Annotated in this window: 11 protein-coding genes; 5 read left to right on the plus strand and 6 right to left on the minus strand. The window is 51.2% G+C overall.

Features of this window, described 5'->3' with window-relative positions:
• Window positions 1-39: 39 nt before the first annotated feature.
• Genes CAG65_RS19290 through CAG65_RS19305 form a run of 4 tightly spaced genes read right to left on the minus strand, consistent with a single transcriptional unit; the run spans window position 40 to window position 2,403 of the window.
• Window positions 40-219, minus strand: a complete 180-nt coding sequence (locus CAG65_RS19290) for a DUF2897 family protein (protein WP_040902300.1) — start codon at window positions 217-219, stop codon at window positions 40-42.
• On the minus strand, window positions 219-902 hold the full coding sequence (locus CAG65_RS19295) for a M15 family metallopeptidase (RefSeq protein WP_161454665.1): 684 nt from the start codon (window positions 900-902) through the stop codon (window positions 219-221). Before CAG65_RS19295 ends, CAG65_RS19290 begins: the two co-directional genes overlap by 1 nt.
• Window positions 903-906: 4 nt before the next feature.
• Window positions 907-2,040, minus strand: coding sequence for a succinyl-diaminopimelate desuccinylase (gene dapE / locus CAG65_RS19300; RefSeq protein ID WP_021704370.1), 1,134 nt, complete (start codon window positions 2,038-2,040; stop codon window positions 907-909).
• Window positions 2,041-2,055: 15 nt separating this feature from the next.
• Window positions 2,056-2,403, minus strand: coding sequence for an ArsC family reductase (locus CAG65_RS19305; RefSeq protein ID WP_161448922.1), 348 nt, complete (start codon window positions 2,401-2,403; stop codon window positions 2,056-2,058).
• Window positions 2,404-2,615: 212 nt separating this feature from the next.
• Between CAG65_RS19305 and CAG65_RS19310 the strand changes: the two genes are divergently transcribed.
• Window positions 2,616-2,903 (plus strand): winged helix-turn-helix domain-containing protein, encoded by a 288-nt coding sequence (locus tag CAG65_RS19310; RefSeq protein WP_021704368.1) that lies wholly within the window; start codon window positions 2,616-2,618, stop codon window positions 2,901-2,903.
• 30 nt (window positions 2,904-2,933) lie between these two features.
• Here CAG65_RS19310 and CAG65_RS19315 read toward each other — a convergent pair whose 3' ends face one another.
• Together CAG65_RS19315 and CAG65_RS19320 are read right to left on the minus strand one after the other, a co-directional pair.
• Window positions 2,934-3,269 carry a DUF4156 domain-containing protein gene (locus CAG65_RS19315; protein WP_021704367.1) on the minus strand — a complete coding sequence of 112 codons (336 nt, stop codon included), beginning with the start codon at window positions 3,267-3,269 and terminating at the stop codon, window positions 2,934-2,936.
• Window positions 3,270-3,278: 9 nt separating this feature from the next.
• Window positions 3,279-3,623 (minus strand): DUF2956 domain-containing protein, encoded by a 345-nt coding sequence (locus CAG65_RS19320; protein ID WP_161454666.1) that lies wholly within the window; start codon window positions 3,621-3,623, stop codon window positions 3,279-3,281.
• A 130-nt stretch (window positions 3,624-3,753) separates the two neighbouring features.
• Here CAG65_RS19320 and CAG65_RS19325 point away from each other — a divergent pair, with 130 nt between their 5' ends.
• The 4 genes from CAG65_RS19325 to CAG65_RS19340 all read left to right on the plus strand — a co-directional run bounded on the left by CAG65_RS19325 (window position 3,754) and on the right by CAG65_RS19340 (window position 7,824).
• On the plus strand, window positions 3,754-4,224 hold the full coding sequence (locus tag CAG65_RS19325; protein ID WP_161454667.1) for a DUF2919 family protein: 471 nt from the start codon (window positions 3,754-3,756) through the stop codon (window positions 4,222-4,224).
• 71 nt (window positions 4,225-4,295) lie between these two features.
• Window positions 4,296-5,198, plus strand: coding sequence for a Dyp-type peroxidase (locus tag CAG65_RS19330; protein WP_161454668.1), 903 nt, complete (start codon window positions 4,296-4,298; stop codon window positions 5,196-5,198).
• A 114-nt stretch (window positions 5,199-5,312) separates the two neighbouring features.
• On the plus strand, window positions 5,313-6,449 hold the full coding sequence (locus tag CAG65_RS19335; RefSeq protein ID WP_021704363.1) for a flagellin: 1,137 nt from the start codon (window positions 5,313-5,315) through the stop codon (window positions 6,447-6,449).
• Window positions 6,450-6,690: 241 nt separating this feature from the next.
• Window positions 6,691-7,824 (plus strand): flagellin, encoded by a 1,134-nt coding sequence (locus CAG65_RS19340; protein WP_161454669.1) that lies wholly within the window; start codon window positions 6,691-6,693, stop codon window positions 7,822-7,824.
• Window positions 7,825-7,853 lie beyond the last annotated feature (29 nt).

Consider the following 7,853-nt stretch of genomic DNA (forward strand, 5'->3'; position numbering starts at 1 on the left):
AGGTTAAGTGGTTTCAAAAAGCACCATACGGTCCCTTTTTTATGCCTGCTTGTCTTTGTCGCGTTGTTCCTGATCGAGTTCGTTGAGTCGATCCAGCTCCGACTTTTTGCTCGTCTGACCCATCTTCATCTTTGCCGTGTATTTGAGCGCTGCAATGTTCCCAACCACCACGGCCACCACAATAATAATGATGACCCATGGGCTGGTGAGTATATCCATCATATCGTCACCTGACTGATGTTTGTGATGTAACGATTGTAGATCGTTTCCAACTGCTCGAATATGACGTCAGCACCTAAAATCCGCTCAGTTTGTAATTGATTTCTCAGTAACTCGCAACTGAGCTGTTGCTGACATTGCTGCGCGGTCGACACGTGGCTGATGTGCCAGGGTTCGATTGCCACGCCACCGAGATCATCAGCGTATGGGAAGAAAAAACCAAATCCCGACAGGTTGCTCTTCAGCCATTGGTAAAAGCCAGACTGATGCCCGTCGAAGTATTCCCATGGTTCAAGTTTGAGTGAGGTGCCAGATGGTAGCGCATCACGGTCGTAGACATCGAATTCCCCGCCCCAGTGGTGTCGGCTGCCTCCGGGCAATGCCGACCAGCGCAAAATGGCAAAGACTTTGTCGCGCTCACTGAGTGTGGCCGGGTCAAGCGGCTGGCTGTCGGCATCAAGAATGGCAGCTTGACCCGCCATCTTGTTATTCCAGATCACCCGTTGGCGTTCGAAATCACGAAAACCGCTGGCAATATGGAAGTTATACCCGGCGTCCAGAGCCGCCTGCCGCAGTGCCAGCAGGTCGTCTTTCACCGCAGGATGGAGCAGAAACGCTTTATTACCGACCATCACTTCGGTCAGGTGGCTGGTGGCTTTACCGGTCAGTTGCTCTGGGGTCATACGGTTATCCCAGTATGTTTCGCAAAGTGTTCTGGTACATGTCCGTCAGTTTTTCCAGATCTGCAATACTGACGCATTCATTCACTTTGTGGATGGTGGCGTTCACTGGACCGAGTTCGACCACTTGCGCTCCCATACGCGCAATAAAGCGACCATCAGAAGTGCCGCCTGTGGTGAGCAGTTCAGGGGCTTTATGGTTCACATCCCGCACCGCGTCAACAACGGCATCCAACAAAGTACCAGTATCGGTGAGGAAGGGGTGGCCGCTGAGCGTCCATTTGAGATCGTACTCCAGCCCATGGGCATCAAGTGTTGAGTGGACGCGACGTTTGATCTCTTCGTCGGTTAACTCGGTGCTGAACCGAAAATTAAACTGCACGTCAAATTCACCCGGAATCACATTAGATGCGCCAGTACCGGCGGCCACATTCGGGATCTGGAAGCTGGTTGGCGGGAAGTATTCGTTGCCATCATCCCATTTGGTTGACGCCAATTCTGCCAATGCGGGCAGGGCTTGATGAACTGGGTTGTTCGCCAGGTGTGGGTACGCAACGTGGCCCTGAGTGCCTTTAATACACAGGTCGCCGGTGATCGAGCCACGGCGGCCATTTTTGACCACATCGCCGACCGCGTGTGTGCTCGACGGCTCACCGACAATACACATATCGATGATTTCATTGCGAGCCATCAGCGTATCGACCACTCGGGTCGTACCGTTGATGAACGGGCCTTCTTCATCGGAGGTGATCAGAAAAGCGATAGAGCCACTGTGATCGGGATGATCGGCGAGAAAACGCTCGACCGCCACGACCATGCATGCCAGTGACCCTTTCATATCGGCGGCACCGCGCCCGTGCAGGTAGCCATCAATGACCGTCGGCTCAAAAGGTGGAGTACGCCATTGTTCGCGCGGCCCTGCGGGGACAACGTCAGTGTGACCGGCAAACACAAACAATGGCGCTTGTGTGCCTCTGCGGGCCCAGAAGTTGGTGGTGTCTTCAAACACCATCATCTCAATGTCAAAACCGAGTGCTTTGAGACGTTCAATCATCACGTCCTGACATCCCGCATCAGCAGGGGTCACGGATTCACGGCCAATCAGATCTTTTGCGAGAGCCAGTACAGGGCTGTCAGTCATCCTTGAAATCCTTCTTTAACTAAAAACAGAGGCGTATTGGTCGGCTTTAAAGCCCAGATGGTATTGGCCATCAACCAGCAGTATCGGGCGTTTGATCATCGCTGGGTGTGCCACCAGGAGCTCAATAGCACTGGTCGCGTCAAGCGAGTCTTTCTGCTCCTGAGGAAGTTGACGATAAGTCGTGCCGCGCTTGTTGACGACATTTTCCCAGCCCAGCGCGTCACAAAATGTCGTCACCATGGCAGGATCCACGCCCTGTTTACGATAGTCATGAAACTGGTAATCGATGCCTTCTGCTTCGAGCCATTTCTTGGCTTTTTTGATGGTGTCGCAGTTCGGGATGCCGTACATGGTGATGGTCATAATTTTCCTTTGAAAGCATTATTTTGATTCTCTTTGCATCCTATCAGGAAGCGTCGGCCGAGACAAAAGGTGTCGGTTTCGTCATTGCGCAATATTTCGCTGGTAGAAAAAAATCAGCATCAAGTGACTGCGATTGGAAAGTTATTGATCAAACTCAACACACTAAATAGCAAAACAGAAATAATGACTTAGCACAGAAATAGGAGGTGTCAATGGAATTGAGTCCTGTATTTGCAAGGCGACTGTATCTGGCTTTGTTGGTCGATAGTCTTGAAAGGCCGAATGTACCTAAACTGATTGAGCAAACGGGCTGGCCGCGCCGGACCATCCAAGATGTTCTGAAGGCGTTACCTGGTATAGGGATTGAACTTATGTTTGTTCAGGACGGGCGGCGTCATAATGACGGTTATTATCAATTATCAGACTGGGGCCCATTTGATAGTCAATGGGTGGTAGAGCGTCGCAGTGATATCGCAGCCAGCCTAGGATTTCGTGCATAAGCCAGCAGCCGCTGGCTTTTCTTTTGTCGGTTAATCGCACCAGTAGGCGCTGCCGAGGACGCTGAAGGAGGTCGTAAAATCTTGTGGCGCGATCAGATAGACCGTATTGGCACCGAGTGCCGCCGCCTGATTCTTGATGTCATTGAGGGCGCCGTGCATCATGACATCATTGGGGTAAAACAGGTAATTGTACCAGTGTCCTTCGCTGCCGGTGACGCTGCCTTTCCATTGGCACCCATCGGCATTGAAACCGCTGTCGAGGCGAACATGAACCTGACGAGCTTCATCGGATAATCGGTTTGCCGGCGCCACACACCCTGCCAGCATCAGACTGGCAAGCGCCACATTCAGCCGTTGTGCTTTCATCTTCGTGCCTCAGTTGAGTGACAAGAAGGCGATAAAGCCTGCCCAGCTTACAACGAGCAGAACCCAGGGCAGGTGGGACGCCAGATTTGAGCTCGGCGCGTTTGGTGACTCAGACGCCGCCTCCGAAGTGACAGATTCGGCCGCCTTTTGCTTGTCACGTTGTGCTTTCTTTTTGGCTTTATCGGCCTGGCGGCTTTTTTCTTTCTGCTGCTTTTTGTACAGCGCGATGCCTTTTTCGATCCCCTGGGCGATCAGTTTGGTCTGCTCTTTGGTCTGCCCTGGTTTTTGGGTGGCCTTCGCGATGGTCATGGCTTCCTGCTGGCTTTGGGGTGACGGTGTAATTCGGTTCGTCATAAGGTCATTGCTCTTGTGTCAATTTGCCGTCAATACTAACACGAACTGTGCGGGGGATTGAATTCCCTCTGGCTATTTGGTTTGATTTCGCTACAGTAATCCGACCAATGATTTCAAAGGCTTTCATATTGTGCGTTATTCACTGGAACAATACGATGAACACGGTTTTCTGCGCCCTCCGCGCTGGCTGTGGTTGGGGTGGATGTTGCTCGCTAAAGCCTGGGTTGTGTTTGTTGTTGCGGGGGTCAGCCGGGACAGTGGTAATCGGATTCTGGATTACGTGTACACCGATCACGCCATGCTCTATCTCGGGTTAGTGATGGGGGTTCCGGGTATTGCATTGATGTGGCTGATCAGTCTGCGTAAACCCGAGCGCACTATCATCAATGGGCTGGTGGCGCTGGGCCGGCCGTTAACTCTGGTGACTGCAGTATTGCAACTGCTGCAAAGTGTTTATCATGTCTATTTACAACATGGGGCATTCAGTTGGACCAACGGACTGATCATGCTGGCGCTACTGTGGTTTATTATTTATCTCAGCAACAGCCGCACGGCCGCCGACTGTTTTCGCCTTCCAGAGCGGATACAAACGTCACGCTGAACTGATCGCAATCAATATGTAAGTACTAATTCCTTATACACTGAGCAAAAAGAATAAGTGAGGATTACGCCATGTCTCAACCTCAAACGGCCATCGTTCCTGAAGCAGGGCCTTTTGCACATTACACATTACTTAAAATTCGTCAGAATCCGGCTCTCGTGCTGGCACAGCTGCAGGCGTTACCTGCTCTGATTGAAGAAGTGAACGGCAGCCAACCGGGTGCTCAGTTGACGCTGTCGGTAGCGTTTAGCAAATCTTTCTGGGATCTGCTGGCGCAGTCACAACCGCAAGAGCTCATCGATTTTCCTCAATTAGGCCAGGGAGACATTATTGCTCCAAGTACGCCAGTGGATGTGCTGATCCACTTGCATTCACTGCGCCATGATTTGCACTTTTATGTGTTGCGCAAATTTCTTGAGCAAGTGGCAGAGGATGTTGATGTCGTCGATGAAACGTCGGGTTTTCGTTATCTCGATGCGCGTGACATGACGATGTTCATCGACGGAACCGAAAACCCCAAAGCGGAACAACGTCGTGAAGTGGCCGTGATTGCCGATGGTGAATTTGCCGGTGGCAGTTATGTGATGGTGCAACGCTTTGAGCACAACCTGCCCGCGTGGAACCGTCTAAATATCAAAGCGCAAGAGAAGGTTATCGGTCGCACTAAAGCGGATTCGATAGAGCTGGATGATGTGCCTGCGGCTTCGCATGTCGGTCGGGTTGACATTAAAGAAGAGGGCAAAGGACTGAAAATTGTCCGCCACAGTCTGCCGTATGGCTCTGTGTCGGGCAGCCATGGTCTGCTGTTTATCGCGTATTGTCACACGCTGCACAATTTCAAAGTGATGCTGGAAAGCATGTACGGTGAAACCGACGGCAAAACCGATCAACTGCTGCGTTTCACGCAGGCCAAAACCGGTGCGTATTTCTTTGCACCATCTCAGGCCATGTTGGCGGAGCTGACGTTGGCGTAATTTCCACGGTCAGTCCTGTGATTAAGCCGGGCATTGCCCGGTTTTTTGGGCTAAAGTTTTGTCTTGGCACGCCGATAAGTTTGTGAATCCCATTGTTTTGGAGTCACTTTTTGCATGTCCATCACTGTCAATACTAATGTCCCGGCTCTGACTGCCCAGCGATACCTGAACAGCGCGACTGAGATGCTGAATCAGTCGCTTGAGCGCCTGTCGTCCGGACATCGTATCAACAGTGCCAAGGACGATGCCGCCGGGTTACAGATTACCAATCGTCTGGAGTCGCAGATGCGGGGGTTGGATGTTGCGGTGCGAAATGCCAATGACGGTATCTCCATTATGCAGACGGCAGAAGGTGCGATGAAGGAGTCGACCAATATTCTGCAACGTATGCGCGATTTGTCGTTGCAGTCGGCCAATGGATCCAACAGTCAAGCCGAAAGGCAGGCATTGCAAGAAGAAATGGGCGCGCTCAACGATGAGTTGAACCGGATTGCGGAAACCACGTCATTTGGCGGTAAAAAACTGCTCAATGGCACCTTTGGCCAGGCTTCGTTTCAAGTCGGAGCGTCATCCGGTGAGGCGGTACAGGTCGCGTTGAGCAACATGCGTTCTGACACTGTCGATATGGGCGGTTTCTCTTATCGGGCCGCGACCGCCGTGGATGAACAGTGGCAGGTACAAGACGGCAACAATTTGCTGGAAATGACTTACACCAACCGGCTTGGTGATACGGAAACGATCGCCATCAATGCGAAAGCCGGTGATGACATCGAACAACTGGCAACCTATATAAATGGTCAGACTGACCAGATTTCGGCATCAGTGAATGAAAAAGGTCAGTTACAGATCTTTATGGCCGGGCGCGAAACCTCGGGAACGATCGCTTTTTCAGGCGCACTGGCCAATGAATTGCAACTTGGTTTGACGGGATATGAAGCGGTGGATAATCTGGATATCCGCAGTGTCGGCGGGGCGCAGCGTGCGGTTGCCGTGATTGATACCGCCCTACAGTATGTCGACAGCCATCGGGCGGATCTTGGTGCGATGCAGAATCGTTTTGGCCATGCGATCAACAATTTAGACAATGTGCATGAAAATCTGGCGGCGTCGAACAGCCGGATTAAAGACACCGACTATGCCAAAGAAACCACGCAAATGATCAAACAGCAAATCCTACAACAGGTCAGTACGTCTGTTCTGGCGCAGGCGAAACAACAGCCAAACCTAGCGCTGACGCTGCTCAGCAGTTAAACGACGAAAGGGCGTTATCGACAGTTTTTCGCCTGACTTTAGGGATAACGTGCACTTTTTTTCGCTTTTTGTCCCCCTCAGTGTATTTTCTCTCCAAAACGCATTTTTTTCGAAAAAAACATAAAAAAATCCTAAAGGTTATTCTGAGTAGGCCGTTAATAAAGGTAACTTTGAGAGAACTACTTGGTTTTCCGAGACGTCGGAAACCGGAAGCATCGGAAAATCAATTGGAGAAATCACCATGGCAGTAAATGTAAACACTAACGTATCGGCAATGACCGCTCAGCGTTACCTAAACAGTGCGAACAACGCTCAGCAAACATCAATGGAACGTCTGTCTTCAGGCTTTAAAATCAACAGCGCGAAAGACGACGCTGCAGGTCTTCAGATCTCGAACCGTTTGAATGTTCAAAGTCGTGGTCTGGACGTTGCTGTACGCAACGCTAATGATGGTATCTCTATCGCACAGACCGCTGAAGGTGCGATGAACGAAACCACCAACATCCTGCAACGTATGCGTGACCTGTCATTGCAATCAGCTAACGGTTCAAACTCAAAATCTGAGCGTGTTGCGATTCAAGAAGAGATCACTGCGCTGAACGATGAGCTGAACCGTATTGCAGAAACCACGTCATTCGGTGGTAACAAATTGCTTAACGGTACTTATGGCACTAAATCGTTCCAGATCGGTGCAGACAACGGTGAGGCCGTTATGTTGTCTCTGAACGACATGCGTTCAGACAATGTCGGTATGGGTGGTTCCAGCTATGTGGCTGCAAACGGCAAAGACAAAGACTGGACAGTTCAAGCTGGTGCGAACGATTTGACGATTGACCTGACTGACAAAGACGGCGTGGCACAAAGCATCTCTATCAGCGCGAAAGCGGGCGATGACATCGAAGAGCTGGCAACGTACATCAACGGTCAGACTGATTTGGTAAAAGCGTCCGTGAACGAAGATGGTCAGCTGCAAGTTTTCGCTGGCACCAACAAAGTGGACGGTGCTGTTGCATTCTCTGGTGGTCTGGCGGGTGAGCTGAGCATGGGCGCTGCCCAGGCGGTCACGGTTGATACTATTGATGTCACCTCCGTCGGTGGCGCACAAGAATCTGTGGCCATCATCGATTCGGCGCTGAAGTATGTGGATAGCCACCGTGCCGAGCTGGGTGCGTTCCAGAACCGTTTCGACCACGCGATCAGCAACCTGGACAACATCAATGAGAACGTCAATGCGTCGAAGAGCCGTATCAAAGATACTGACTTCGCGAAAGAAACGACAGCACTGACCAAATCACAGATTCTGTCTCAGGCATCAAGCTCTGTTCTGGCTCAGGCCAAACAAGCACCAAACGCTGCATTGAGCCTGCTGGGCTAAGCCCTTATCACTTGATGACACAAAAAATC

The organism is Vibrio sp. V39_P1S14PM300 (genome assembly GCF_009904765.1).
Classification (GTDB): Bacteria; Pseudomonadota; Gammaproteobacteria; order Enterobacterales; family Vibrionaceae; genus Vibrio; species Vibrio proteolyticus.